The organism is Rhodococcus sp. EPR-134 (genome assembly GCF_001647205.1).
Lineage (GTDB): Bacteria > Actinomycetota > Actinomycetes > Mycobacteriales > Mycobacteriaceae > Rhodococcus_F > Rhodococcus_F qingshengii.
Genome location: NZ_LVCT01000699.1, coordinates 1 through 1,380 on the forward strand (window position 1 = coordinate 1; position 1,380 = coordinate 1,380).

The 1,380-nt window shown below is 54.6% G+C and carries 1 rRNA gene; it reads right to left on the reverse strand.

Going from position 1 to position 1,380, the window contains the following annotated elements:
• Positions 1–1,336: ribosomal RNA gene (locus tag A2J01_RS30430) — 23S ribosomal RNA — on the reverse strand; the annotation flags it as partial.
• Positions 1,337–1,380: the final 44 nt, after the last annotated feature.

Below are 1,380 nucleotides of genomic sequence, written 5' to 3' on the forward strand. Positions count from 1 at the left end.
ACGACGCTCCCCTACCCATCCACACACCTGCCAGAAAATCCGTGGATCAACTGGGGGCTATTGCGTGAATGCCGCAGCTTCGGTGGTGTACTTGAGCCCCGCTACATTGTCGGCGCAGGATCACTTGACCAGTGAGCTATTACGCACTCTTTCAAGGGTGGCTGCTTCTAAGCCAACCTCCTGGTTGTCTTCGCGACCCCACATCCTTTTCCACTTAGTACACGCTTAGGGACCTTAGCTGGCGATCTGGGCTGTTTCCCTCTCGACTACGAACCTTATCGCCCGCAGTCTCACTGCCGCGCTCTCACTCACCGGCATTCGGAGTTTGGCTGATTTCGGTAAGCTTGTGGGCCCCCTAGACCATCCAGTAGCTCTACCTCCGGTGAGAAACACGCGACGCTGCACCTAAATGCATTTCGGGGAGAACCAGCTATCACGGAGTTTGATTGGCCTTTCACCCCTACCCACAACTCATCCCCTCAGTTTTCAACCTAAGTGGGTTCGGTCCTCCACGACGTCTTACCGTCGCTTCAACCTGGCCATGGGTAGATCACTCCGCTTCGGGTCTAGAGCATGCCACTGACTCGCCCTATTCGGACTCGCTTTCGCTACGGCTACCCCACACGGGTTAACCTCGCGACATGCCACTAACTCGCAGGCTCATTCTTCAAAAGGCACGCCATCACCCCCAGCAGTAAACTGCTCGAAGGCTCTGACGGATTGTAAGCGCACGGTTTCAGGTACTATTTCACTCCCCTCCCGGGGTACTTTTCACCTTTCCCTCACGGTACTAGTCCGCTATCGGTCACCAGGGAGTATTCAGGCTTATCGGGTGGTCCCGACAGATTCACACCAGATTTCACGGGCCCGGTGCTACTTGGGTTTCCATTACAACAGTCACAAAGTTTTCGTGTACGGGATTCTCACCCTCTACGACAGGCCGTTCCAGACCACTTCCACTAACCCTGTGATTTCTTACTGTTGGCCAACACGGCAGTATTGACAAAATGAACCCCACAACCCCACGAATGCAACACCTGCCGGCTATCACACACCCATGGTTTAGCCTCTTCCGCTTTCGCTCGCCACTACTCACGGAATCACGGTTGTTTTCTCTTCCTGTGGGTACTGAGATGTTTCACTTCCCCACGTTCCCTCCACACGCCCTATATATTCAGGCGCGGGTAACACGACATCACTCGTGCTGGGTTTCCCCATTCGGACATCCTCGGATCACAGCTCGGTTGACAGCTCCCCGAGGCTTATCGCAGCCTCCTACGTCCTTCATCGGCTCCTGGTGCCAAGGCATCCACCGTACGCTCTTCATTACTTACAACAAAGATGCTCGCGTCCACTGTGCAGTTCTCAAACAACACACAA